Raw genomic sequence first — 24,448 nt, forward strand, 5'->3', positions numbered from 1 at the left:
TGTAAAGGGAGAGGGCATAGTGATAGTAGATTCCGTTAAGAGGGGAATTCTTTCTGGTTTAAATACTACTTGGACATTGGGGAAAATCATTTTTCCGATTACATTGATTGTGACGGTGCTTCAGTATACACCTGTATTACCATGGATGATTGACTTAATTGCGCCACTGATGAATTTAATCGGTCTCCCTGGTGATGCGGCCATCCCGCTTGTACTAGGGAACTTCTTGAATTTATATGCGGCAATTGCAGGAATCTTGACGCTCGATCTCACGGTAAAGGAAGTCTTCATCATTGCCGTGATGTTATCCTTTTCACACAATTTATTTATCGAATCGGGGGTAGCCATGAAAACGGGCGTCAAGCTGTGGGTCATTTTGCTGGTCCGGTTTGGTCTCGCCCTAGTGTCTGCCGTCATCATCAATCTCGTTTGGCAGGGTGGAACGGAAATGGCCCAAGGTTTTGCGGTTCCGGAGACAGTCGAGATTACCGGGACGGGTGCGATTCTATTACATGGGGTCATTCAGGCTCTATACGGAATTGGACAGCTGGCGCTCATCGTGATGCCCCTAATGGTCGTTGTTCAGATTATGAAAGACTTAAAATGGCTGGAGGCCTTCTCCAAGGCACTTGCTCCTTTTATGAAAGTCCTGGGGATGAAGCCAAATACATCAATGCCATTTGTGGCAGGGCTGACGCTTGGCCTTGCTTATGGAGCGGGTGTGATGATTCAGGCTGCCAAGGAAGACAATGTCTCGAAGAAGGATATGACCCTCGCGTTCATCTTTTTAGTAGCCTGCCATGCCGTTATAGAAGATACATTGATTTTTATACCACTGGGGATTCCCGTTTTGCCTTTATTACTAATCAGGCTGGTCACCGCCATTGTCCTGACGATGGTAGTCGCTTATATATGGAATCGATACAGCAGTGTACAGAGGAAGGATGCCGCATATGAACAGTAAAATAACTACACTATTATTTGACCTGGATGGAACGTTGATCAATACGAATGAATTAATCATCGCCTCCTTTACGGAAACGTTGAACCATTATTATCCCGGACAATTCAAGCGGGAGGACATTATCCCATTCATAGGTCCGACATTGGTCGATACGTTTACTTCGATAGACCCGGAACGCGCGGATGAAATGATCGCCCGCTATCGCGAACATAATTGGAAAAACCATGATATGCTGGTAACCCAATTTGATGGGGTTTTCGAGACGGTCCAAACGTTGAAGCAAAGTGGCTATAAGCTAGCTGTCGTGACGACGAAAAAAAGGGATATTGTCGAAAGAGGCTTACGCTTAAGCAAACTTGATCAATTCTTTGATGTCGTAGTCACTTTGGATGAAGTGAAACACGCAAAACCAGATCCGGAGCCGCTGTTAAAAGCATTAAAGCAGCTTGACTCAATTCCAGAAGAAGCGGTGATGATTGGCGACAGCCATCATGATATTCTTGGTGGAAAAAACACCGGAACGAGAACGGCCGGTGTTGCGTGGTCCATAAAGGGCCGGGAGTTCCTGGAAAGCTTTCATCCAGATTTTATGCTGGAGAACATGTCTGATTTATTGGATATAGTAGAGGCTGAGAAGTTTGAAGAGGTTAAGGGATGAGACGGACGACCCGCTTTCCAGTGAAAGGGGCCAATTCACTTTGGCATGTGTATAAAACGGTCCCGTTCTGGAAAGTCGTGAAGAATTTTATTGTGATTCAACTAGCAAGATATACACCGTTTTTAGGCATGAAAAATTGGTTGTACCGGACCTTTCTGCGAATGGAAGTGGGAAAGCATACCTCGTTCGCCTTGATGGTCATGCCGGATGTCATGTTTCCTGAAAAGATTTCAGTGGGGCGGAATACAGTCATCGGCTATAATACGACGATTCTTGCTCATGAATATTTGATCGACGAGTACCGGTTGGGAGAGGTGGTCATTGGGGACGAAGTACTGATTGGAGCCAATTCCACCATTCTTCCGGGACTGACAATCGGAAATGGGGCAATTGTTTCAGCTGGGACGCTTGTTCATAAGGATGTTCCAGAGGGAGCTTTCGTTGGTGGGAATCCGATGCAGCTGATTTATACCAAAGAAGAAATGCTGAAGCGTGAACAGCAAACTTCTTTATAAGAAAAAGGACTTGCTCAATGAGTAAGTCCTTTTAGCTGGGACAAATCCTTTTTTAGCTGGTCCATAACCTCTGCCAATGATATATTCTCTTCACTAGACGTGATTTCATATGTGTTTCTTACGATTTGAAAGAACTTTTCCTGCGCCCTTTTATCGGTCACGCGCCCGTCCTCCTACTCTCTTATAATGGAGAGAGGGCTGCAAAAAGGATGCAGCCCTCTCTTTTAATTGTCCACTTCCGATTTCAGTAAATCAGCAATCAATACATATCGCTCTGGTGCACTACCAATATATGAAAAAGGATAGCAGGTTGTTACCGTTAGCGTGGCTTTGGGCTTGGGTACGATCACGGTCCGGTCATCGGCATCAACAATACGGACCTTTCTTACCTTATACGTGAACGTGCCTGCTTCTGTCTTCGTGATCAGCAAGTCCCCCTTACCAACCTCACCTAGCTTCCGGAATACAGTGTCCCGATGGCCAGATAAAACGGAATTATCCTTTTCCCCAGGCAGGACAGAACCTGCATAATGGCCGACTCCCTTTTCAAGCTCATCCTCATCTGTTCCATGAAAAATCGGTAAGGTTGCTTCGAGCTTGGGGATATACAGTTCACCCACCAGGTCGCCCATTTCTGGCCTTTTTTCATATAGTTGATCAGGAACAGGGTCCTTTTTTTCTTGGTGTAGGGTCGCCGTCGACTCCACACTATCCGGCTTGTTCCATTTATAGAGGGCATAGCCTTTTAACAGCGTATAGGCATTCGTCGTCGTAAAATAAAACCCTACAATTATGAGGCAGGAAGCTACAAGGAGCAGCCACTTTTTCTTTTGCTTGGGATTCATCTTATTTTACGAGTGTCGCTTTTCTGATCAGCCTGTAGGCAAGGGCAATCATCACTAAGCCGATTAACGCACCAAAAAGATAGTTACCGGAAGTTTTGGGCATCAAAGCACCTTTTTCCGTTTTATGTGTAGGCTTTTCTTGTTTTACATCAGCCACTTTGGTTATGACCTTCGTTGTTTGCTTAAGGTCATTTCCTGTTTCTTTCACTAAATTGGAACCAATCATTTCCCCAGTCAATTTAAAATCAAGCAAGAGGTTGCCACTTAAGTCATAGATGGAGACTAGCAAGCTAGCATTCGTTAAATCCTCTAGCTGGAATAATGATTCAAGAGAAAGAGTGGAGGTAACGCCTTCATGAGTTAAGGAAAACTTGAATTGAATCTGCAACAAGTTTTGCAATTCATCATAAATTGAAAGCATTTCAGCCACTTGTTCAGCGGAAAGTTCATCGATTGTATCGAAGTATTCCAATTGTTCCATCTTATCGGCAATCGCCATTAAGCGTGATTCGAAGGAAGGGTCCTCGACGATGGGCAACAAATGGTTCATCAGGCGGTCGAGTTCTTCTTCTGTGAGATCGACTTCGGTAAATAGACCATCCATCAAATCAAGAAGATCCTCGTCGGCATAATCCATGTCTGATTCTAAATCCATATCAATGATATCTTGAATATCGTAAATGAAGTGAAACGAATCGAGAATGGTTTCCCCTTTTTCCATTTCGCCATATTCCACTAATAAGCTCGTAACCTCTTCTTCGGTCATTTCATATTCATCCAGGAGCTCCTGTAAAGATTCTGGAGTAACGATGGGACCACAAGTATCGCGTAGCTCTTCCAATGAATCGAAATCTTTCAAAGTTAAATCATAGTAGTCCAAGTACTCTTTTAACTCGTCTTCCGTCATTCTTATTTCAGCAAGATAGGCATTCAGCTCATCTTGATTGATTTTCATTGCGGCAAACCCCTTATCCCCGCCAAACCCGAACGTAAAAATGATGACACTTGCAACAATAAACGACAAAAATCTCTTCAAAATCATTTCCCCCTAAGAAGTTAAAATACACCTAAACCACTAAAAATTATAAATCCTCCATACCAAAAGATATATAACAATAATGAAAACCGAACAAAGATAGTAGAAAAGAACCGGGAAATAGGGTCTGACCCCTCCTGTTTTTTCCCAAAACCACGCCGCTGTAGGTGTCGGGTGCTTATAAGGAGTTTGGGAAATAGGGTCTGACCCTCTTTTTTCATTGACGGGAGGTGGGGTCAGGAGTACACTAGTAATAACTTCATCTTGTTACCATATTAGCGAACTAAAGCAATTTGATAGATAATTGCGATTATTTATAGGATTATGTTAGTTTTTTTGATAGTATTTTACATGTGACCCATAGTGGGTTTTAAGATTGGCATATAGGAAAGATATAAGTATACACATATTTAATTTATCAAGGCCCTGCATTTTAAAAGAGGGGGGTCGAATGGAAATACATACAGTACCCATTATTCCAAAAGGATGTGCAGTCGTGACTAAGCCATTTATGTTTGAGAAACCGTTAGGGATGAGAGATACATTACCGATGCTATACGAAACCAAAGTATCGGTTCGAAATAAGATGAGTGATGAGATCAAGAAGTGGGGGTATCAATTTATTGAAACACCTGCTTTGGAATATTACGAAACAATCGGGGAAGCTTCTGCCATTTTGGATCAGCAATTATTTAAACTGCTTGATGCCCAGGGACATACGCTTGTGCTTCGACCGGATATGACGGCTCCGATCGCCCGGGTGGCGGCATCGAAACTGCTTAAACAACAAATCCCACTTCGTCTAGCTTATTCAGCGAATGTGTATCGCGCCCAGCAACGTGAAGGCGGGAGACCGGCTGAGTTCGAGCAAATCGGGATTGAATGTATTGGGAACAAATCAATCAGTGCAGATGCGGAAATGATCGCGTTACTTACCGATGTCCTGAAGGCTGCCGGCCTCGAGGATTTCAAAATATCCATCGGGCATATCGGATTTTTACAGGAATTCTTCTTGAGCATATTAGGGACGGAAGAAAGAGCTTCGGTTTTACGAAAGTTGTTATATGAGAAGAACTATGTTGGTTTTCGTGAACATGTAAAATCGCTTCCGCTTTCTTCTATTGATAAACAAAGGCTTATCGAATTCATTTCCTTAAGAGGAAGTGAGGGCACTTTGTCAAAAGCAATGACGCTGCTTGAGAATGGAAAAGGACAGGATTCACTCGATGAACTGAGGGAACTGGCTGTACAGCTGAAGGAATTCGGTGTCGATCAGTATGTGAACCTTGATTTAACGCTAGTCAGTCATATGAGTTATTACACCGGAACGCTGTTCGAAGTGTATGCAGGTCAAGTTGGGTCGCCGATCGGGAATGGTGGACGTTATGACAACTTACTTGAAAAATTCGGATGGGATGCCTCTGCCACTGGTTTTGCAATTCGTGTCGATCGCCTTGCCGAAGCACTAGGCGAACCTAGTCAGCTAATTGCACCGGAATGCATTTTGTTCAGTCCGGAGCGCCGAGCGGAAGCCCTTGATTTTGCGAAATCGAAACGATTGGAAGGAAAGAGAATCACAATTCAAGATATTACGGTCGTACAAAATGTCGATGCGTTTACAAGAACTTTTTCTGATGTGCATATGTTTGTAGGGAATGGGGGGAATGGACAAGATGAGTAATAGCTTTTTAACAATCGCGATGCCTAAAGGCAGAATTTTTGAAGAAGCGGCGGAGCTATTAAGGAAGGCCGGCTTCCGTCTACCTCCTGAGTTTGATGATTCCCGTAAGTTAATCATCGAAGTGGAAGAGGAAAATCTTCGGTTCATTTTAGCAAAGCCGATGGATGTCGTAACCTATGTGGAGCATGGAGTTGCGGACATGGGGATTGCGGGCAAGGATGTAATGTTAGAGGAAGAACGCGATGTTTATGAGTTACTGGATTTGAAAATCAGTGCTTGCTACTTAGCAGTGGCCGGGCTACCTGGAACGAAAATCAGCTCGTTTGCCCCTAAAATTGCCAGTAAATACCCGAATGTGGCCTCGAGTTATTTTCGCCAGCAAGGTGAGCAGGTCGAAATCATCAAATTGAATGGTTCGATTGAATTAGCCCCATTAATTGGCTTGGCAGAGAGAATCGTGGATATCGTCTCAACAGGTCAAACATTGAAGGAAAATGGTTTGGTCGAATATGCGAAAATTGCCGATGTGACTTCAAGGTTGGTGGCGAATCCTGTCAGTTACCGTATTAAAGAGGCGCGAATAACGGAAATTGTCGATCGTTTAGCGGAAATCATAGAACAATAATACGTACGTTTATGAGGTGGAAACATGAAAATTACACGGTTTGCAGAAGGGATTTCCTTGAAGCGTTCAGTTGATGCTGGTACTGCCAATCAACGAAAAGCGGTACAGGATATCATTTATGCTGTGAGAAAAAATGGGGATGAAGCATTACATAATTTTACGGAACGTTTCGACGGCGTTCGTCTTGATGAGTTTCTAGTTACCGAACAGGAAATCGAACAGGCAACAGCGGATTTAACTGAGGAGCAGGTAGCGATCATTCAGGAAGCGGCCGATAATATCAGAATGTTTCACGAGAAACAAATTAGGAACTCCTGGATCACAACCGATGAGAATGGAACGATGCTGGGCCAGAAAATGACGCCCCTTGATGCGGTTGGGGTTTATGTTCCCGGTGGAACGGCTGCCTATCCATCATCCGTTCTGATGAATGTGATGCCTGCCAAAGCTGCGGGTGTGAAGCGAATCGTCATGGTATCTCCACCTGGGAAAGACGGGAAATTGACACCGGCCGTTTTAGCCGCTGCGAAAATTGCCGGTGTGACGGAGATTTACAAGGTCGGTGGGGCCCAAGCGATTGCGGCACTTGCTTATGGAACAGAAACGATTGTGCATGTCGATAAAATCGTCGGTCCCGGCAATATATATGTAGCATTGGCGAAACGGGAAGTATTCGGGGACGTGGCAATCGACATGATTGCAGGCCCTAGTGAAATTGCCGTCCTTGCAGATGATACGGCTGTTGCTTCGGAAGTGGCCGCGGATCTGTTATCACAGGCAGAACATGATGCTCGTGCCTGTAGTGTCCTTGTGACGACTTCAATGGTTCTTGCAACGGAAGTGGCTAAAGAAGTGGAGAAGCAGGTTGCATTACTTCCACGGCGGGAAATTGCAGAAGCTGCGATTAAGGATTACGGGCGGATTGTTGTCTGTGAGAATATGGACGAGGCCATTGGTGCCGTAAATGAGCTGGCACCAGAGCATTTGGAAATTGTGACTCGTGATGCTCTTGAAGTGATGGCGAAAATCCGCCACGCCGGGGCCATCTTTATCGGCCGTTTCAGTTCGGAACCGGTGGGGGATTATTTCGCAGGACCGAATCATGTCTTACCTACGAACGGGACGGCCCGTTTCTCTAGTCCATTAAATGTTGACGATTTCCAAAAGAAATCGAGCATCATCATGTACAGTGAAACGGCATTCCGACAAAACGCGGCGAAAATTGCAGCATTTGCCCGAATGGAAGGACTCGAAGCCCACGCACGCGCCATCGAATCCCGTGGTGTGCAGGAACTTGGGAAATAGGGTCTGACCCCTAAATAAATCATTGAAAGTATTGATATATAAGTGTTTTCAAAGAGTTTACGAACTTGGGAAATGGGGTCTGACCCCGATTTGAGGAGGATTAGTTATGGAGCGTTTTGCTAGTGTGGAGCGGAAGACGAATGAGACGGATATTAGTTTGAGGTTTGGTGTCGATGGGGAAGGGAATTCGTCGATTGAGACGGGTGTTCCGTTTATGACGCATATGCTTGATTTGTTCACGAAGCATGGGAAGTTCGATCTTACTGTGGATGCGAAGGGGGATACGGAGGTTGATGATCATCATACAACTGAAGATATCGGCATTTGCTTAGGGCAGACGTTATTGGAAGCCCTTGGGGACAAGCGTGGCATCAAACGTTATGGAAATGCTTTTGTACCGATGGACGAGGCTCTAGCCCAGGTTGTCATTGATTTAAGTAATCGGCCGCATCTTGAGTTCCGTGCAGAGTTCCCTTCGCAGAAGGTCGGGACATTCGATACGGAATTGGTGCATGAATTTCTTTGGAAGTTTGCGCTTGAAGCACGAATGAACCTACATGTCGTCGTTCATTATGGCCATAACACGCATCATATGATCGAGGCAATCTTTAAAGCGCTTGGGCGTGCATTGGATGAAGCTACGTCCATCGATCCGCGAGAAAAAGGGATTCCATCGACGAAAGGAATGTTGTAAATGATCGGGATCGTCGATTACGGAATGGGGAATTTATTTTCCGTCAGTAAGGGGCTCGAACGTTTGGAAGCTGATTCATTCATTTCCGACGACCCAGCCGAGCTGGCCAAAGCGACAGGTATCATCCTACCAGGCGTCGGTTCATTCAGAGATGCGATGAGTCTTTTGGAAAAACAGAAGCTTGATGAGTTCCTGAAACAATACGTCGCCGATGGTGGATTTTTACTTGGGATTTGCCTTGGCATGCAACTTCTATTTGATGAAAGTGAAGAGAATGGACCAGCAAAAGGCCTTTCTCTTATTCCAGGGAAAGTCGTTCGTTTTACCGGTGTTGATGCTAATGAACAAACATATAAAGTACCACATATGGGCTGGAATCACCTTGAATTCAAACAATCTTCGCCATTAATCGACGGTCTTGCAGAAGAGCATGTGTACTTCGTCCATTCTTATTATGCGGATACCGATGAATCGTATATGATCGCTTCAGCAACCTATGATGTGGAGGTACCGGCGATCGTGGGGAAAGGCAATGTGTTCGGCATGCAGTTTCATCCGGAGAAAAGCGGGCAGATGGGCATGTCTCTCTTGAAAAATTATTTGTCGTTAGTGGAAGGGAAGGAAAAAGCATGAGCAACTTTACGATTTACCCGGCGATTGATATGCGGGGAGGCAAATGCGTCCGCTTAATCCAGGGAGACTATAATCAGGAAACGGTCTATGGAGATTCTCCCTTTGGTATGGCCAAAAGCTTTGCGGACCAAGGAGCAGAGTGGATACATATGGTTGATTTGGATGGGGCCAAAGAAGGCGTGCGCATCAATGACTCATACGTGATTAAAGCGGCAAAAGAGTTGGGGGCGCGTGTCCAAATCGGCGGCGGGATTCGGACGGAGGAGGATATTGCCCATTATCTCGATAACGGTGTAGAGCGTGTCATTCTTGGCAGCACAGCCGTTTCCAATCCTGAATTCACAAAAGAAATGATTAGAAAATACGGGAAACACATCGCGATTGGAATAGATGCGAAGGATGGTAAAGTGGCCACGCATGGTTGGCTGCAAACCTCTGAAACACTGGCCATCGATCTTGGGAAAATTCTTGCTGATGCCGGTGCGGAAACGTTTATCGTGACAGATATCGCGACGGACGGGATGCTTTCGGGTCCTAATGTGAAGGGGATTGTCGCGATGGCTGAAGCAACCGGTAAGAATGTGATCGCATCAGGAGGCATCAGTTCGCTTGCTGACCTTATCAAACTCCAAGAACATGAAGCCCAAGGTGTTGCAGGGGCAATTATCGGCAAGGCCATTTATACGAACCGCTTCACGGTAAAAGAAGCGCTGGAAAAGGTGCGTGGTTAAATGCTGACAAAACGGATTATCCCCTGTTTGGATGTAAAGGATGGACGCGTCGTTAAGGGGATTCAGTTTGTTTCCTTAAGAGATGCGGGGGACCCTGTCGAACTTGCGGCCTTTTACGATCAAGAAGGAGCCGATGAACTGGTCTTCCTTGATATTTCTGCTTCGCATGAAGGACGGGAAACCATTGTCGACGTCGTTCAAAGTGTGGCAGGTAGCCTTGCCATCCCCTTTACGGTTGGCGGTGGCATTAACTCGCTAGCGGACATGAAGAAGATTCTACGAGCAGGCGCTGATAAAGTGTCTCTAAATACAGCCGCCGTCCTACGACCTGACTTAATCAATGAAGGTTCCGATTACTTTGGAGCGCAATGCATCGTCATTGCCATTGATGCACGATATGATGAAGCACTTGGTTCTTGGCGTGTGTATACCCATGGGGGCAGAAAACCGACAGAATGGGAAGTCATAGAGTGGGCAAAGGAAGCGGTCAGCCGTGGTGCCGGTGAAATCTTATTAACCAGCATGGATTGTGATGGCGAGAAGCAAGGGTTTAACATTGCATTAACGAAAGCGGTATCTGAAGCTGTTTCCGTTCCGGTCATTGCCTCGGGTGGTGCCGGGAATGCGGAGCATTTCCAGACTGCATTTGAAGAAGGAAAAGCGGACGCGGCATTGGCGGCTTCAATTTTCCATTATAAAGAAACATCAGTTAAAGAAGTCAAAACGTTTCTCAAACAACAAGGAGTGGTTGTACGATGAATTTCGATACTATTAAATATGATGAAAAAGGCCTTATTCCAGCGATTATCCAGGATGCTGGTACAGGAGAAGTGCTTACACTTGCTTACATGAACAAAGAATCCTTGAATCTTTCCATCGCAAAAGGGGAGACGGTATTCTATAGCCGTTCTCGCAATGAGTTATGGCATAAAGGGGAAACGAGCGGAAATACACAAAAAATAGTCGAAATGAAATATGACTGCGACCAGGATGCATTAGTCGTGAAGGTTGTACCTGCAGGGCCCGCATGCCACACTGGTGCAACTAGTTGCTTTGGCACAACGATTTATAAAGATGAAGAAGTGCAACAATCTGGACCAACGAACGTGAATTTCCTAACGGAATTGGAAGGGTTGATTGCAGAGCGAAAAGCAGAAATGCCTGAAGGATCTTATACGACCTACTTATTCGAAAAAGGCGTTGATAAAATCCTGAAAAAAGTGGGGGAAGAATCGGCTGAAGTCATCATAGCTGCCAAAAACCGCGATGCCGAAGAGCTTTCGATGGAAAGTGCCGATCTCCTTTATCACTTATTCGTCCTGCTACAAGAACAGGAATTACCTTTCCAGGCCGTTCTTGATGTATTAAAAGCTAGGCATTCCGTAAAAGACGAGCCAAAATCAAAGGCCTAAGCAGGTCTATTGCCCTCCTTCTTCGGAGGGTGTTTTTTTTTACAAAGGCCACCCGTCAAATCGAGAAAAAGGAAGTCGAATATCAATTTCCAGTTTCTTGAATCGTTCGGCAAAAATCCTTCCATATGGTATAATACTATAGTTAATCAACTTGTAGATGGAGGATTACATGAGTAAAGACTCTAATTATGGCCAACAGGCAAAAATTCTAACCTTTCACCCAACTGGTGAGTATTACTTCACCAAGGGTTTAAAAGCATATCATAGACATGAATTACCAAAGTCAAAAAAATACCTGGAACGTGCCTTGGAACTTGAACCCGCTGAACCGATGATTGCATGCCAATTGGCAATTACTTGTTCGGAAATCGGAGAATACAATTATTCCAATAACCTTCTAGAAAATATCTTGGATGTAATGGATCCCTTTATGTCGGAATGCCATTACTTCCTAGCCAATAATTATGCCCATTTAGGCATGTTCAAGGAAGCATACCGCCATGCGAGTGCTTACCTGGATAAAGAGGAAGACGGGGAATTCAGTGACGACGCTGAGGATCTTCTTGAACTTATCACCTTTGAGTCAGATGGTTCGGAGGAAAATCCCTTCAAGCATGATGGCCTGATTGCCAAACAGGAGAAAGCGCGTGAATATTTGGAAGCGGGCGACTTCCCTAGAGCGATTGAAGTGTTAAAAGAAACGATTGCCGAATATAAGGATTACTGGTCCGCTTACAATAACCTTGCGTTAGCCTACTTTTACCTTGGGCAGGAAGATGAGGCGTTCTCCACATTGGATGAGGTCCTGGAAAAAAGCCCAGGAAACCTGCATGCGCTATGCAATTTAGTCGTCTTTTATCATTATCAGCAGGAAGATGAGAAGGTGGATGAACTTGTTTCGATGCTCGAAAAGATCCGGCCGATGCTATCGGAACATCGCTTCAAGCTTGGTGCCACTTTTGCATTAATCGGAAACTATGCATCTGCATATAAATGGTTAAATGTGCTACAAAAGCAAGGTTTTGAAGGCGACGGAACGTTCTACTATTGGCTGACGATATCAGCTCATCATTTAGGACATGAACAGGCCGCCAGAAAAGCATGGAAAAAGGTCATTGAAATGAATCCAGAAAAAGAAGGCATGGAGCCATGGGGGGATATGAACGCTACCTCTGATGGGTTTGAAAATCACCTTCCTTCTATTATAAAACGGCTTGATAGTGAATTTATCGAAGAAAGATTGTTTGCTATTTTCCTATTAAAGCACTCCGTTCATAAACCGAAGCTTTTGAAAAACCAGGTTTTCGGCATGAAGCAGAATTTCACCGAATGGGAAAAGGATTATGCCGACATGGTGCAGGAACCTAATAAAGACCGCCAACTGACAGCGATTGGTTTTGCCGATCGGACGGCAGAATTGTTATATCAGCATTTTCACCCTATCCAATTAAATGAAGCAGGTCTTTATTTAATGTGGTTTTCTGTCTTCGTCGAGGCTACCCATGCGAATCAGAAGCTGAACAATCCAGCAGGTTGGGCGTCAGCTGTCGAATATGTATGGAATAAGCTGAAAAACGAAAAGATGAGTAAACAGGTCATCGCGGATAAATATTTCATATCGGTGTCCACTTTGTCGAAGTATGTAAAGCTTGTTCAAAACCTGTTAGGTTGAGCAAATATTTGGACGAAAAATTATTTGTTATATAGGATAATAGGTAGGGAACACTAACCGTAGTGAAAGTTCCATTTGTAATGGAATATGAAGGAGTGAGAATTATGTCTGAAAAAATTTATGACGTTGTGATTATCGGAGCGGGTCCTGCTGGGATGACTGCTGCTGTATATACATCACGTGCGAACCTTTCAACATTGATGCTAGAACGCGGAGTGCCAGGAGGCCAGATGGCCAATACGGAAGAAGTCGAAAACTACCCAGGATTCGACACCATTCTTGGGCCTGAGCTATCTACAAAAATGTTTGACCATGCTAAAAAATTCGGTGCGGAATACGCTTATGGAGATGTTAAGGAAATCATTGATGGGGAAGAGTACAAAACCATCAAAGCAGGCTCCAAGGAATTCAAAGCACGTTCGATCATCGTTTCTTCAGGTGCGGAATATAAGAAAATCGGCGTCCCGGGTGAAAAAGAGTTGGGTGGCCGCGGTGTTTCTTATTGTGCTGTCTGTGATGGGGCTTTCTTTAAAGAGAAAGAACTGTTCGTCATCGGTGGAGGAGACTCTGCTGTTGAAGAGGGCGTCTACTTGACTCGCTTCGCTTCTAAGGTGACGATCGTTCATAGACGTGACGAACTTCGTGCACAGAAAATCCTTCAAGATCGTGCGTTCGCTAATGAAAAAATCGACTTCATCTGGAATCATACATTGAAACAAATCAATGAAGAGGGCGGAAAAGTCGGTAGTGTCACACTTGTTTCAACGGCTAACGGAGAAGAAAAAGAGCTAAAGGCAGACGGAGTATTCATCTATATCGGCATGCTTCCTTTAACCAAGCCTTTTGAAAATCTGGGCATCTTGAATGCTACGGGCTACATCGAGACGAATGATGTAATGGAAACACGGGTTCCAGGCATCTTTGCAGCTGGAGACGTTCGTGAAAAAACATTGCGCCAAATCGTAACGGCTACTGGGGACGGTAGTATCGCTGCACAATCGGTTCAGCACTATGTGGAAGAATTAAAAGAAAAGTTGCAAATTAAATCGTAACGGCTTATACAAAAATTTACACTTCGTCATTGCGTTTTAACGAGGTTGTAACATCCATGCAATAAAGATTGGGTATAGTTAGGGTAGTATTGACCCCCTTTATTATATAACGTGTTGGGCACAGAGGAATCTGTGTCTTTTTTTTTGTATGGGGGACATGGGTTATGGGTACAAAGTGATTGTGTGGTCATGAATAATCAACCAAACCAGGAAGTTTCCTTTATTGTTAGCTTATTTCAAAAATAGTATAATGATAAGATATACTACACATAGTTTAATCATAGAGGTAAGATGTAAAATACAGCTTGTTTGTACTATAAGCATTTGTAAATCGCCAGATGGATGTCTAGCGGTGATTTAAGAATTGAACGGATACTCTAAGGAAGTCAGAGGAGAAGTTTCTATAGTCGAGCATAGGCCAATTTGAGGTGAAGAACGTGCAACGTGTCACAAACTGTGTATTAGTTAAGGACAATAAGATCCTTTTATTAAAGAAACCAAGACGTGGATGGTGGGTAGCCCCAGGCGGCAAGATGGAGCCTGGTGAATCAATCCGGGATGCCTGTATTAGGGAATACCGTGAAGAGACGGGCGTTTACTTGAAAAACCCCACCATTAAAGGAATCTTCACCTTCATTATGAAGGATGGAGACAAAGTATTATCCGAATGGATGATGTTTACTTTCTTTGCTACTGATTCCGATGGCATCAATGTGGATGTGTGTGAAGAAGGCGAGCTATTTTGGCACCCTATTGAAGATGTTAAAAAACTGGACATGGCTGAAGGGGATTATCATATTCTAGATTATATGGTTCAGGGAAGCGGAGTAATCTACGGTACCTTTACCTATACACCCGAGTTTAAGTTACTTTCCTATCGACTTGATCCAGGTTAATGATTATTTATAAAAGCAATTACTACTCCAGGGGGCGAAAAGAATGAGTGATGGGCAGATGAATGATACGCAGTTGGTCGTCATAACAGGAATGTCAGGAGCAGGAAAGACGGTGGCTATTCAAAGTTTTGAAGACCTCGGTTTTTTTTGCGTCGATAATTTGCCGCCCGCTTTATTGCCAAAGTTTTTGGAGTTGATGAAAGACTCTGGAAATAAGATGAATAAAGTAGCCCTTGTCATGGATTTACGGGGGAGGGAATTTTTCGATTCCTTGTTCCTTGCCTTGGATCAATTGACGGAAACATCATGGGTCTCCCCTAGGATCCTCTTTCTTGAGGCGGATGATGAAGCTTTGGTCCGTCGATATAAAGAAACGAGAAGGACTCATCCATTAGCTCCGATGGACCGGCCGTTAGAGGGCATTAAATTGGAACGGGACCTTTTGGATGAATTAAAAGGTCGGGCGCAGTTAATTTTCAATACGTCCCAGCTGAAGCCACGCGAATTAAGGGAAAAGATTGCATCTGAGTTTTCAAAGGATAAACAGGTTGGATTTTCTGTTAATGTCATGTCTTTCGGTTTCAAACATGGCTTGCCAATTGATGCGGACCTTGTGTTTGACGTGCGTTTTCTGCCTAACCCATACTATATCGATCAAATGAGACCAAAGACTGGCCTTGATAAGGAAGTGTCCAGTTACGTTTTAAAATGGGGCGAGACTCAAAAGTTTCTAGAAAAGCTGACGGATTTGCTTGCGTTCATGCTTCCGTATTATAAACGTGAAGGAAAAGCCCAGCTTGTTATTGCGATTGGATGTACAGGTGGTCAGCACCGTTCTGTAGCTTTGACCGAATACATTTCTAATTTTTTTAAAAAGAGCTATACGGTTCATGTGTCCCATCGTGATATCGAAAAGAGTAAGGGGAAAGTAGATGCCAGATAAAGAGAAACAGCCTAGAGTAGTGATCATTGGAGGGGGAACGGGCCTTCCAGTCCTACTTAGGGGGTTGAAGAAATACCCAGTAGATATAACGGCAATCGTGACGGTTGCTGACGATGGTGGAAGCTCCGGTCGTATCCGCGAAGATATGCACATCCCCGCTCCAGGTGATATCCGTAATGTCTTGGCGGCACTCTCGGATGTAGAGCCACTTGTCGAGCAGATGTTTCAACACCGTTTTCAAAGTAAAAATGAATTGTCCGGTCATTCATTAGGGAATCTAATCCTTGCTGCCATGACTTCATTGACGGGGGACTTTGTCCATGCAATCCAGGAAATGAGTAAGTTCCTGAATGTCCGTGGCAAAGTCCTTCCTGCTGCTAACCAAAGTGTGGTCCTTCATGCTGAAATGGAAGATGGAACGATTGTAACGGGAGAGTCGAAAATCCCCTTATCAGGCAAGAAGATAAAAAGAGTATTTCTATCTCCTCAACACATAAAGCCACTCAGTGAAACGATTCAGGCAATCAAGCAGGCCGACCTGATTGTGATTGGTCCAGGTAGTTTATACACGAGCATCCTTCCTAATTTACTTGTTCCAGGTATCGGAGAAGAAATAGCCCGCTCCAAAGCTAAGAAAGTGTACATCTGCAATCTAATGACCCAAGCAGGGGAGACACTGGATTATAGCGCGAGCGACCATATAAAAGCGATATATGATCACATGGGAAATGCCTACATAGATCGCATTCTTGTCAATGCTGAAGAAATACCATCTGAAATTCAGCAACGGTATCATGCGGAGTATGCAAAACCGGTTGTGTATGATGTCGAGAGTTTAAAAAGAATGGGCCTTGAAATCATACAGGGGCACATTTTCAGCTTTGAGGGGGACGTCATTCGCCATGACACCAAAAAGGTGGCGGATTTACTATATAATATGCTGATACATGAAAGTCATATAGCTCCTTAAATATAGGTGGAGACTGTCTTTTGACTAAAAAATAGATGACCTATGTTCAATTGGGGGTGAAATGAATGTCTTTTGCTTCGGAAACAAAAAAAGAACTGACTACATTGGAAAGTAAGGATTGTTGCGTGAAAGCCGAGTTGTGTGCGCTCATCCGGATGAACGGATCCCTTTCCTTTTCGAATCGTAAGCTTGTCGTGGATATACAAACGGAAAATGCGGCGATTGCCAGAAGGATCTATACACTTTTGAAAAAGAGTTATGAGGTCCAGGTCGAACTGCTCGTTCGTAAGAAGATGAAACTCAAAAAGAATAATGTGTATATTGTCAGGATGTCAGCGGGAGGACAGCGGATCTTGACCGATTTAGAAATATTAGGAGAAGGATTTGAAATTCTCCATGACATATCCGATAATATAGTTGGGAAGAAATGCTGTAAGCGTTCGTATATAAGAGGTGCTTTCCTTGCTGGAGGTTCGGTCAATAATCCAGAAACGTCATCTTATCACCTGGAAATTTTCTCTCTTTATAAAGAACATAATGATGCCTTATGTGAATTAATGAATAAGTTTGATTTAAAGGCAAAGACGCTTGAACGAAAAAAGGGATATATCATTTATTTAAAAGAAGCCGAGAAAATTGCCGAGTTCTTGAGCATTGTTGGGGCGCACTCAGCGTTATTAAGATTTGAGGATGTACGAATTGTCCGGGATATGCGTAATTCCGTCAATAGGCTCGTAAATTGTGAAACTGCTAATTTGAATAAGACGATTGGGGCTTCACTGCGGCAAGTTGAAAATATCCATTATATCGAAGACACGGTGGGACTAAGCATTTTGCCGGATAAGTTACGGGAAATCGCGGAGCTACGGATCGCTTTTCAGGATATTACCCTAAAGGAACTGGGTGAAATGGTTTCTGGTGGGTCGATCAGCAAATCCGGCATTAATCACAGACTGCGAAAAATTGATGAAATAGCTGATAGACTCCGTGGGGGAGAAGCTTTTTCTGCGAAAAAATAATAAGGTGTAAATGGAGAGATCAAGATGGTGGAAAAACAAATAGAAGTAAAACTGAAGACAGGTTTACAAGCCCGCCCGGCGGCTCTTTTCGTTCAAGAGGCTAACCGCTTTCATTCAGATGTTTTCCTTGAAAAAGAAGGAAAAAAGGTGAATGCCAAAAGCATCATGGGTTTAATGAGCCTTGCCATTAGTTCTGGTGTATCCATCAAGCTTATTGTAGACGGTCGCGACGAACAGGATGCGATGGAAGCGTTGGTAGAATTCGTGCAGCAAGAAGGATAAGAAAAATGGGATGCTTACACGGCATCCCTTTTTTTATAGAAAAAACGGACTCGAATGGAGTCCGTTCAGTTTTCGTATTAAGATTCTTTCTTTTCATCAAGGTGGCTACGAGTGATGACTTTGTCAATCAAGCCATATTCAAGAGCTCTCTCAGAAGTCATGAAGTTATCACGTTCTGTATCTCTTTGAAGAACTTCAAGAGGTTGACCAGTGCGGTCGGCTAAGATTTGGTTCAATTTATCTTTCAAGTGAAGGATTCGGCGGGCAGCAATCTCGATTTCCGTTGCTTGTCCTTGTGCGCCTCCAAGTGGTTGGTGAATCATGACTTCACTGTTAGGAAGGGCAAAACGTTTTCCTTTTTCCCCAGCAGCCAATAGGAATGCACCCATTGAAGCCGCCATACCGATACATACAGTAGAGACATTAGGTTTGATATATTGCATCGTATCATAGATAGCCATACCGGAAGTGATGCTTCCACCTGGGCTGTTGATGTATAATGTGATATCTTTTTCAGGATTTTCAGCTTCTAAGAATAGTAATTGAGCGACAATTGAATTGGATACATTGTCGTCGATAGCACTTCCAAGCATGATGATCCGGTCTTTTAATAAACGGGAATAAATATCGTAGGCACGCTCCCCACGACTTGTTTGTTCGATTACTGTAGGAATTAAATTCATGTTCATTTCCTCCTTCGATTAAGAGAATCATTTAAATTCTTTATGTATGTATGATACACTTTTTGGTCAATTAAGGTCAAACAAAACAAACCCGATATTTGATTATTCGTTCGACAATTTCCTATGAATGCTCCTTTCAAATTATATTTAATTTGAATTATGCCGTTCAGGGATGAATTTCCACTTTATCCATACTACCCATATATTAAGGTTTTAAACCTGAATGCCTCTTGCAAACAAACGGTTTATATCATATAATTAAGTCTGTTGTTAACCAACTTCCCATTCTGCCCTCGTAGTGCAACGGATAGAACGCAAGCCTCCGAAGCTTGAAATGCAGGTTCGATTCCTGCCGAGGGCATTACTAAATCTTCTGCTTATGTATTAAGCAGGGGATTTTTTTATGGAAAAAAGACTCGATTCTTGTTTGAAATCCTCGATTTTTTATCTGTTCCAAGGAAACTTTGTCATTTCCAGGAAAGTAGTCGTGATGGGCTTTGCCTCAGCATAAACTATATAAAATACGACTATACCATTCCAGAAAAAAAGTAAGCGTTTCCAAATTTTTGTGTAGAATTATCTCCTAATCATGTAAAATGGAATGGGGGAGGGATGAATCGATGAGTATGAACATGAAGGCAGGTCTTTTTCAACAGCAAACATTAAAAATGGCTATGACCCAGGAATTAATGCAATCTATTACATTATTGCAGTATTCCACACAAGAGCTTACATCCTTTTTAGAAAACAAAGTGGAGGAAAATCCTCTAATATCCCTGGAACAACCAGTTTCCGCTTTATTTCAACCTACCTATGATCGTAAAAAAGGAAAACAACATATAAAAAACACGTATGACTCGAACTATTGGATTGAACAATTGAGTGAAGACACATTTTCACTTGAACAGCATGTCATGTCACAATTAAATCACCAAAAGCTAACCGGTGAACACCAAAAGGCTATATTGTTCTTGATCCGTAACCTTGATGAAAATGGTTATTTGCGGATTCATTTGGATGATATATGTGAACCCGGTATGTCTTCTGCCGTTTTGGAAGAAAGCTTAAGAATGTTACAAGAGCTTGAGCCACATGGTCTAGGGGCAAGGAATCTGCAGGAGTGCCTCCTTCTTCAGGCAAAAGCAGAAGGGGTGAATCCACTGGCGGAGTCCATCCTTGAAAACTATTTCCTCGAGTTCGTGGAAAAGCGCTGGAAAGACTTAAGTAAGAAGATTTGTGTCTCTTTGAAGGAAATACAACAAGTGCTTGATTATGTCCAGACATTGAACCCAAGGCCGGGGTCACTCTTTTTTCAGGAAAAGCCCTCCTATATTGTACCGGATGTAGTCGTGGAAGCGATCGATGGTATCCTGCTAGTCGGAAATTCAGATGGGAATTCGCCGAATCTACATGTAGATAAAGGGTATCTGAACCAAATGAAGAGTTACAAAGATCAAGGTGTACAGCGTTTCATTCAGGACAAGTGGCAGGAGTTTCAATGGATTTCAAAAGGAATCCAACAGCGTAAGGAAACCATTCTAAAGGTCATGCAAACGATCGTCGAAAAGCAGCCTGCCTGCTTTCTTCATGGGCTGAATTATTTAAAGCCAATGACGATGAAGGAGATCGCGGACGAAATCGGTATTCATGAGTCCACCGTAAGTCGGGCTGTCAAAGGGAAATATGTTCAAACACCTTTTGGTACATTAGAAATGAGGATATTTTTCACTACGTCCTTGCAGTCGGTCGGCCATGTGGAAGATATGTCAGGCATGCAGGCGAAAAAGTATCTGCAGGCAGCCATCCAAAACGAAAATAAGCAAAAGCCGCTTTCCGATCAAGATTTGGTGACTTGGTTAAAAGAAGAGAAGGGAATCATCCTGGCACGGCGAACCGTAGCGAAGTACCGGGAGCAACTGGGCATTCCCTCTTCGTCTAAACGAAAAAGATATGATTGAAAAGGATGAGTAACGGTGGAAAAGAAGACATTCATTTTGTATAGCAGGGAACAATGCCCGCTATGTGTGAAGGCAAAACGGGTTCTGGATGAATTAAAACGGGAATTCGACCTGCATTATTCAGAAATCGATATTCATTCTGATGATGCGCTACTAGAAAAGTACGGGTTAATGATTCCAGTCATTGTGAAGGATGGAAGAATCATTCAGTGCGGAAATGTTGATATATCAACGATTCGCAGCTTTTTGGAAAAATAAACTATCAAATGATTTGAAGAAACATTCCGTTCCTGCTAGAATAAAGTATGTAGCAGGAATATTTTTTTATTTTAAGTGGGACAAAAAATGACTATGTGGGACATAATATGTCCATAAAGATTTATTAGGAGTTTTAACATGCATACATTACTCGAAGTACAAAGAAAATTATTGCCCGATTTCCTTTCGGTTATGCAAAAAAGGTATGATATCCTGCGTTATATCAAAATGTTGCAACCAGTGGGAAGGCGAAGTCTGGCTGTTAGCCTTAATTTGACGGAGCGGACCCTTCGAAGTGAAATTGATTTTCTAAAAGGTCAGAACCTTATAAATATATTTAGTTCTGGCATGTTGCTTTCTGAAGAAGGGATTGAAATCCTGGAAAAATTGGAAGGAATAATGCGAGAAGTAATGGGTATAGACATTATGGAGAGGCAATTGCAGGAAATGCTACAGGTTGACGAGGTCATTATCGTCTCAGGAAACTGTGATGAATCGCCTTGGGTAAAAAAAGATTTGGGTAAAGCCTGTGCAAACCGTATGAAGCGGGAATGGAGCATGAAAAACACCATAGCGGTTACTGGCGGGTCGACAATGGCCGAAGTAGCCAATTCTTTATCACCAGATGAAGCATCGATGCAACTGACATTTGTTCCAGCCCGAGGGGGTCTTGGTGAAGCAACGCAGAACCAAGCAAACACGATTGTAGAAAAAATGGCACATAAAGCTCGCGCATCATACCGGGTATTGTATGTACCCGATCAACTGAGCGATGAGTCGTATGCTTCCTTCATGAAGGAGCCTGCCATGAAAGAGGTCATCACCAAAATTAAATCTGCAGATATGATTATCCATGGTATCGGTGATGCTTTAGCGATGGCTAAGCGAAGAAATACTACACCTGATATGTTAAAAAAGCTACATGATGGAAATGCTGTAGGTGAAGCGTTTGGTTATTATTACGATGAAGATGGAACTGTTGTCCACAAAGTCTTGACCGTCGGCATTCAATTAGAGGATCTTAGCCCAGAAAAGCGAGTGATAACTGTCGCTGGTGGAAAGACTAAAGCGAAGGCAATCCGTTCCTATATGAAAGGCGCTCCTTCATCCACGGTTTTGATTACGGATGAGGCGGCAGCAATGGAGTTAATTCAGGGATATCATACCCTTTAATAAAATATTTTCGAACTTAAGAGGAGGAATTTTTCATGACAGTAAAAGTTGGTATTAATGGTTTTGGACGTATTGGACGTAACGTATTCCGCGCAGCATTAAAAAATCCAGAGGTGGACATCGTCGCTATTAACGACTTAACGGATGCTAATATGTTGGCACACCTTCTACAATATGACTCCATTCATGGTTCTCTACAAGAGAAAGTAACAGTGGACGGGGATTACCTGGTAGTTGATGGACATAAAGTCAAAGTATTGGCTGAACGTGATCCAGCACAATTAGGTTGGGGCGAACTTGGCGTAGAAGTTGTTGTTGAATCAACAGGACGTTTTACAAAACGTGCCGATGCAGCTAAACATTTAGAAGCTGGTGCGAAGAAAGTCATCATCTCTGCTCCTGCCTCTGATGAAGATATTACAATTGTCATGGGTGTAAATGAAGAAAAATATGACGCAGCAAACCATCACGTTATTTCAAATGCATCTTGTACGACAAACTGCTTAGCTCCTTTTGCTAAAGTCCTTCAAGAACAATTTGGTATTAAACGTGGAATGATGACAACTGTTCACTCATATACAAATGACCAACAAATTCTAGATTTACCTCATAAAGATTATCGCCGTGCACGTGCAGCTGCTGAAAATATCATTCCGACAACAACAGGTGCAGCTAAAGCTGTAGCGCTTGTCCTTCCTGAGTTAAAAGGAAAATTAAATGGTATGGCAATGCGTGTACCTACACCAAACGTGTCTGTAGTGGACTTAGTGGCTGAGCTTGAAAAAGACGTGACAGCTGAAGAAGTAAATGCAGCGTTCAAAAAAGCGTCTGAAGGCGAACTTAAAGGCATTCTTGAATACAGTGAACTTCCACTAGTATCTGGTGACTATAACGGAAACCCATCTTCTTCTACAATTGATGCGCTTTCTACAATGGTCATGGAAGGTAACATGGTAAAAGTATTATCTTGGTATGATAATGAAACAGGATACTCTAACCGTGTTGTAGACTTAATTGGATATCTTGCTAAAAAAGGTCTGTAATTCGCTTAAATTATGAATAGTAAAAAACCTCACGAAGGTGAGGTTTTTTTTATAACAGCATAAAAAACGCTTGTTTTTGGATAATTATCCGTTTACAGATTATAATGGAAAAGAGAAAAAGGGAGTTGGAAAGTCGTTGACTCCCTTTTTACTAATAGAGTGGAAAATATAGTAACCATATCTAAGGAGGTTCTTGGATTATGAATAAAAAGTCGATTAAAGATATTGAATTAAAAGGAAAACGCGTATTTTGCCGAGTGGACTTCAACGTTCCGATGCAGGATGGTAAGATTTCGGATGATACGAGAATCAAGGCTGCATTACCGACCATCACGTACTTAATCGAACAAGGGGCAAAAGTTATATTAGCCAGTCACCTTGGTCGTCCTAAGGGACAAGTTGTAGAAGAATTACGCTTAGCTCCCGTTGCAGAAAGATTGAGCCAGCTGATCGGCAAAGACGTACAGAGAGCTGATGAAGCATATGGAGAGGCCGTACAATCAATCATCGAAGGGTTAAAGGATGGCGAGCTTCTATTGCTGGAAAACGTACGCTTTTATCCTGGGGAAGAGAAGAATGATCCTGAATTGGCGAAGGAATTCGCTAAACTTGCGGATGTCTATGTCAATGATGCTTTCGGGGCAGCTCACCGTGCCCATGCGTCAACAGAAGGAATTGCCCACCATCTTCCAGCCGTTGCCGGATTGTTGATGGAAAAGGAACTTTCCGTTTTAGGAAAAGCATTATCCGAACCTGATCGTCCATTTACCGCAATCATCGGTGGAGCTAAAGTGAAAGATAAAATCGGCGTCATCGAAAATCTTTTAGAAAAAGTGGATCACTTGATAATTGGCGGTGGATTGGGTTATACCTTTATTAAAGCCCAAGGCCATGAAGTTGGCACGTCGTTATTGGAAGAAGATAAAATCGAACTGGCCAAGTCATTCATTGAAAGTGCGAAGGAAAAAGGCGTCAAAATGCACTTGCCGATCGATGCGGTCGTTACAGCGGAATTTTCTCCTGATGCGGAAACGGAAATTGTCGATATCGATTCAATCCCAAGTGATAAAATGAGTCTTGATATTGGACCTAAAACAAGCGAACTTTTTGCAGATGTCATTAAAGGATCTAAGTTGGTCATTTGGAACGGACCGATGGGAGTCTTTGAATTTGATAAATTTGCGAATGGTACGAGAGCGGTTGCTGAAGCCTTAGCGGATGCAAAAGATACATACAGCATCGTGGGCGGCGGCGATTCAGCGGCAGCAGCGGAGAAGTTCGGTCTTGCCGAGAAGATGTCCCATATTTCAACGGGTGGCGGTGCCTCTCTTGAGTTCATGGAAGGTAAGGAATTACCAGGCGTCGTGGCTTTGAACGATAAGTAAGAATGACAATCCGAG

General features: G+C 43.2%; 27 protein-coding genes and 1 tRNA gene. 24 read left to right on the forward strand and 4 right to left on the reverse strand.

Annotation, left to right across the window (positions count from 1 at the left end; all coding sequences use genetic code 11):
• The first annotated feature begins 19 nt into the window (after positions 1-19).
• Genes ACIQXU_RS17425 through ACIQXU_RS17435 form a run of 3 tightly spaced genes read left to right on the forward strand, consistent with a single transcriptional unit; the run spans position 20 to position 2,137 of the window.
• Positions 20-964: a nucleoside recognition domain-containing protein gene (locus ACIQXU_RS17425; RefSeq protein WP_402991286.1), complete on the forward strand. Its 945-nt coding sequence runs from the start codon at positions 20-22 to the stop codon at positions 962-964.
• Positions 954-1,622: a pyrophosphatase PpaX gene (gene ppaX / locus ACIQXU_RS17430; RefSeq protein WP_402991289.1), complete on the forward strand. Its 669-nt coding sequence runs from the start codon at positions 954-956 to the stop codon at positions 1,620-1,622. The genes ACIQXU_RS17425 and ppaX overlap by 11 nt, the downstream gene beginning before the upstream one ends.
• On the forward strand, positions 1,619-2,137 hold the full coding sequence (locus ACIQXU_RS17435) for an acyltransferase (RefSeq protein ID WP_402954544.1): 519 nt from the start codon (positions 1,619-1,621) through the stop codon (positions 2,135-2,137). The genes ppaX and ACIQXU_RS17435 overlap by 4 nt, the downstream gene beginning before the upstream one ends.
• A gap of 14 nt (positions 2,138-2,151) precedes the next feature.
• On the opposite strand, the gene ACIQXU_RS17440 is transcribed toward ACIQXU_RS17435, so the two are convergent.
• The 3 genes from ACIQXU_RS17440 to ACIQXU_RS17450 all read right to left on the reverse strand — a co-directional run bounded on the left by ACIQXU_RS17440 (position 2,152) and on the right by ACIQXU_RS17450 (position 4,018).
• Positions 2,152-2,298 (reverse strand): YwzD family small protein, encoded by a 147-nt coding sequence (locus tag ACIQXU_RS17440; RefSeq protein WP_402870694.1) that lies wholly within the window; start codon positions 2,296-2,298, stop codon positions 2,152-2,154.
• 63 nt (positions 2,299-2,361) lie between these two features.
• Positions 2,362-2,982 (reverse strand): class D sortase, encoded by a 621-nt coding sequence (locus ACIQXU_RS17445; protein ID WP_402991292.1) that lies wholly within the window; start codon positions 2,980-2,982, stop codon positions 2,362-2,364.
• A gap of 1 nt (position 2,983) precedes the next feature.
• Positions 2,984-4,018: a processed acidic surface protein gene (locus ACIQXU_RS17450; RefSeq protein ID WP_402991295.1), complete on the reverse strand. Its 1,035-nt coding sequence runs from the start codon at positions 4,016-4,018 to the stop codon at positions 2,984-2,986.
• A gap of 451 nt (positions 4,019-4,469) precedes the next feature.
• On the opposite strand from ACIQXU_RS17450, the gene ACIQXU_RS17455 reads away from it, so the two are divergent.
• From ACIQXU_RS17455 to ACIQXU_RS17525, 15 genes are all read left to right on the forward strand, one after another.
• Positions 4,470-5,699: an ATP phosphoribosyltransferase regulatory subunit gene (locus ACIQXU_RS17455; protein ID WP_402991298.1), complete on the forward strand. Its 1,230-nt coding sequence runs from the start codon at positions 4,470-4,472 to the stop codon at positions 5,697-5,699.
• Complete coding sequence (gene hisG / locus ACIQXU_RS17460) at positions 5,692-6,324, forward strand: ATP phosphoribosyltransferase (protein WP_402870706.1); 633 nt, start codon at positions 5,692-5,694, stop codon at positions 6,322-6,324. The genes ACIQXU_RS17455 and hisG overlap by 8 nt, the downstream gene beginning before the upstream one ends.
• A gap of 24 nt (positions 6,325-6,348) precedes the next feature.
• Positions 6,349-7,629, forward strand: coding sequence for a histidinol dehydrogenase (gene hisD / locus ACIQXU_RS17465; RefSeq protein WP_402991300.1), 1,281 nt, complete (start codon positions 6,349-6,351; stop codon positions 7,627-7,629).
• A gap of 106 nt (positions 7,630-7,735) precedes the next feature.
• On the forward strand, positions 7,736-8,323 hold the full coding sequence (hisB, locus tag ACIQXU_RS17470) for an imidazoleglycerol-phosphate dehydratase HisB (RefSeq protein WP_402870712.1): 588 nt from the start codon (positions 7,736-7,738) through the stop codon (positions 8,321-8,323).
• Positions 8,324-8,956, forward strand: a complete 633-nt coding sequence (gene hisH / locus ACIQXU_RS17475) for an imidazole glycerol phosphate synthase subunit HisH (protein ID WP_402954523.1) — start codon at positions 8,324-8,326, stop codon at positions 8,954-8,956.
• On the forward strand, positions 8,953-9,687 hold the full coding sequence (gene hisA, locus ACIQXU_RS17480) for a 1-(5-phosphoribosyl)-5-[(5-phosphoribosylamino)methylideneamino]imidazole-4-carboxamide isomerase (RefSeq protein ID WP_402991302.1): 735 nt from the start codon (positions 8,953-8,955) through the stop codon (positions 9,685-9,687). The genes hisH and hisA overlap by 4 nt, the downstream gene beginning before the upstream one ends.
• The gene (gene hisF, locus ACIQXU_RS17485; RefSeq protein WP_402870721.1) at positions 9,688-10,446 is read left to right on the forward strand and encodes an imidazole glycerol phosphate synthase subunit HisF; all 759 of its coding nucleotides are present in this window, start codon (positions 9,688-9,690) and stop codon (positions 10,444-10,446) included.
• Positions 10,443-11,099: a bifunctional phosphoribosyl-AMP cyclohydrolase/phosphoribosyl-ATP diphosphatase HisIE gene (gene hisIE / locus ACIQXU_RS17490; RefSeq protein WP_402870724.1), complete on the forward strand. Its 657-nt coding sequence runs from the start codon at positions 10,443-10,445 to the stop codon at positions 11,097-11,099. Before hisF ends, hisIE begins: the two co-directional genes overlap by 4 nt.
• A 169-nt stretch (positions 11,100-11,268) precedes the next feature.
• Positions 11,269-12,771, forward strand: a complete 1,503-nt coding sequence (locus tag ACIQXU_RS17495) for a tetratricopeptide repeat protein (RefSeq protein ID WP_402870725.1) — start codon at positions 11,269-11,271, stop codon at positions 12,769-12,771.
• Positions 12,772-12,872: 101 nt separating this feature from the next.
• On the forward strand, positions 12,873-13,823 hold the full coding sequence (gene trxB / locus ACIQXU_RS17500; RefSeq protein WP_402991345.1) for a thioredoxin-disulfide reductase: 951 nt from the start codon (positions 12,873-12,875) through the stop codon (positions 13,821-13,823).
• A gap of 437 nt (positions 13,824-14,260) precedes the next feature.
• Positions 14,261-14,719 (forward strand): 8-oxo-dGTP diphosphatase, encoded by a 459-nt coding sequence (locus tag ACIQXU_RS17505; RefSeq protein WP_402871330.1) that lies wholly within the window; start codon positions 14,261-14,263, stop codon positions 14,717-14,719.
• A 43-nt stretch (positions 14,720-14,762) separates the two neighbouring features.
• On the forward strand, positions 14,763-15,662 hold the full coding sequence (gene rapZ, locus ACIQXU_RS17510) for an RNase adapter RapZ (RefSeq protein ID WP_402991305.1): 900 nt from the start codon (positions 14,763-14,765) through the stop codon (positions 15,660-15,662).
• A complete protein-coding gene (locus ACIQXU_RS17515; RefSeq protein ID WP_402954508.1) occupies positions 15,652-16,632 on the forward strand; it encodes a gluconeogenesis factor YvcK family protein in 981 nt (326 codons plus the stop codon). Before rapZ ends, ACIQXU_RS17515 begins: the two co-directional genes overlap by 11 nt.
• Positions 16,633-16,697: 65 nt before the next feature.
• Positions 16,698-17,651 (forward strand): DNA-binding protein WhiA, encoded by a 954-nt coding sequence (whiA, locus tag ACIQXU_RS17520; protein ID WP_402870734.1) that lies wholly within the window; start codon positions 16,698-16,700, stop codon positions 17,649-17,651.
• Between the two features lie 24 nt (positions 17,652-17,675).
• Positions 17,676-17,933 carry an HPr family phosphocarrier protein gene (locus tag ACIQXU_RS17525; protein WP_402870738.1) on the forward strand — a complete coding sequence of 86 codons (258 nt, stop codon included), beginning with the start codon at positions 17,676-17,678 and terminating at the stop codon, positions 17,931-17,933.
• A 77-nt stretch (positions 17,934-18,010) separates the two neighbouring features.
• On the opposite strand, the gene clpP is transcribed toward ACIQXU_RS17525, so the two are convergent.
• Positions 18,011-18,616, reverse strand: coding sequence for an ATP-dependent Clp endopeptidase proteolytic subunit ClpP (clpP, locus tag ACIQXU_RS17530; protein ID WP_402870740.1), 606 nt, complete (start codon positions 18,614-18,616; stop codon positions 18,011-18,013).
• Between the two features lie 289 nt (positions 18,617-18,905).
• Here clpP and ACIQXU_RS17535 point away from each other — a divergent pair.
• The 6 genes from ACIQXU_RS17535 (at position 18,906) to ACIQXU_RS17560 (ending at position 24,433) form a co-directional block, all read left to right on the forward strand.
• A tRNA-Arg gene (locus ACIQXU_RS17535) sits at positions 18,906-18,977 on the forward strand.
• Positions 18,978-19,236: 259 nt separating this feature from the next.
• Positions 19,237-20,574: an RNA polymerase factor sigma-54 gene (rpoN, locus tag ACIQXU_RS17540; protein WP_402991311.1), complete on the forward strand. Its 1,338-nt coding sequence runs from the start codon at positions 19,237-19,239 to the stop codon at positions 20,572-20,574.
• Positions 20,575-20,589: 15 nt separating this feature from the next.
• Positions 20,590-20,832 (forward strand): glutaredoxin family protein, encoded by a 243-nt coding sequence (locus ACIQXU_RS17545; RefSeq protein WP_402991314.1) that lies wholly within the window; start codon positions 20,590-20,592, stop codon positions 20,830-20,832.
• 138 nt (positions 20,833-20,970) lie between these two features.
• Positions 20,971-22,005, forward strand: coding sequence for a sugar-binding transcriptional regulator (locus ACIQXU_RS17550; protein ID WP_402870748.1), 1,035 nt, complete (start codon positions 20,971-20,973; stop codon positions 22,003-22,005).
• Positions 22,006-22,040: 35 nt separating this feature from the next.
• Positions 22,041-23,048 carry a type I glyceraldehyde-3-phosphate dehydrogenase gene (gene gap, locus ACIQXU_RS17555; protein ID WP_402870751.1) on the forward strand — a complete coding sequence of 336 codons (1,008 nt, stop codon included), beginning with the start codon at positions 22,041-22,043 and terminating at the stop codon, positions 23,046-23,048.
• Positions 23,049-23,248: 200 nt separating this feature from the next.
• On the forward strand, positions 23,249-24,433 hold the full coding sequence (locus tag ACIQXU_RS17560) for a phosphoglycerate kinase (RefSeq protein WP_402954496.1): 1,185 nt from the start codon (positions 23,249-23,251) through the stop codon (positions 24,431-24,433).
• The last annotated feature ends 15 nt before the right edge of the window (positions 24,434-24,448 follow it).

This window comes from Peribacillus sp. NPDC097284 (genome assembly GCF_044761765.1).
In the GTDB taxonomy this organism is placed as follows: Bacteria; Bacillota; Bacilli; order Bacillales; family DSM-1321; genus Peribacillus.